At 48.8% G+C, this 1,287-nt stretch carries 1 protein-coding gene; it reads right to left on the minus strand.

The window, feature by feature from the left end; translation table 11 throughout:
• On the minus strand, positions 1–1,151 hold a 1,151-nt coding region (locus tag GBM95_RS11735), incomplete at its 3' end, for a transposase (RefSeq protein ID WP_152159256.1).
• Positions 1,152–1,287 lie beyond the last annotated feature (136 nt).

Consider the following 1,287-nt stretch of genomic DNA (forward strand, 5'->3'; position numbering starts at 1 on the left):
AAACGGCGCGTTGCATCCATCTCTTCAACGGGATTACGAAAGACGCTCACGTTTACATCGAGCTTTCCAGCCTCTCCCTTCAGCACCTTCTGATCCTGAATGCCATACACATTGGTGCTTTCGAGAATTGCAGCTGCTTCATAGAACTCACTGTTCCTATCCTCGATGATCGTCTTTACCAACTTGTAGCACGTTTTAGCGCCGGCAAGAAAACGGTACCCTTGCAAGCCAATCTTGATAAGCATTTCCAGATTGAAGTACCCGCGATCGACAACGAGCATGGGATTTTTATCCGGAAGTCCATAGGCATTCCACAAGCTCGTGAAATCCTCCAGTGTCGAAACGTCGTTGGTGCTGCCCGCGAAGTACCGGTAGCCCACCGGAGAACCCGAATTGGCATCGACAAGAAGAGAAAAATTGATCTGTGGAGCATAGAGTCCATTCTTCCGTCGTCCGACCACAGCTTCGAGAATATTGTCTGAACTACAGTCGATTCTCGAGCCGTCAAGAGCCAAAGTAGGCTGATCATCCAAACGTGCAATGCGCAGTTTGCTGATTCTGGCCGACAGATTCAGATCATGACCTATCTTCTGATGCAACTCGCTGGCGCGCGGAGATGTTGGGCACGTCGTATTGCCAAAAAACATCTGAACCTTGGATTCATCGGCGCTCAAATACGTTGGCTTCGCAGTTATGGCAGCGCCCATGGCAATGTTGAGAAGCCGCGTAACCAGATTGACATCGCCGTCAAACAATTCAAGCAGATCGTCGATCATCCCGTTCTGATCAAGAATGCTTGCTGCCAGAGCGGTAACTCCCACAGCCTTCGTCTTGATTTCAAAATCCTGCTTTTCTTCTACCTGGTCTTCAACGGCTTTTTCTTCAGAAATAGCCGAAACCGCCGTTTCCTTTTTCTGCTTCTCGGACCAGCGTTCCTCAGGTCGCTTAGCCTTGGTAGGACGCAAACGGAGGTAGTAATCATTGGGCACGAATTGCCCATCTTCAACCGTGCCGAGATAGTCGCGAGCGTACTTCACCTTGCCCGTCGAGTCCTTCCATTGGTAACGGAAGTACACATAAGGAACCTCCTTAATCACTTGAACATTGGAGCCTTCCGGGAGGCCCTTAACGCCGGAACGATCGAAAGCCATGATGGTCTAAACTGAGAATTTGCACGGGTATAAATTATACCCTACACAGAAAGAAAAAGCAAGTGGGTTTCAATGAAATCTTTAAAGGATTTCAACTACTTGCTTTCTCTCGACCGTCGTTATACCAAGACCGAGA

Origin of the sequence: Sutterella seckii (assembly GCF_009183815.1) — a bacterium.
In the GTDB taxonomy this organism is placed as follows: domain Bacteria; phylum Pseudomonadota; class Gammaproteobacteria; order Burkholderiales; family Burkholderiaceae_F; genus Sutterella; species Sutterella seckii.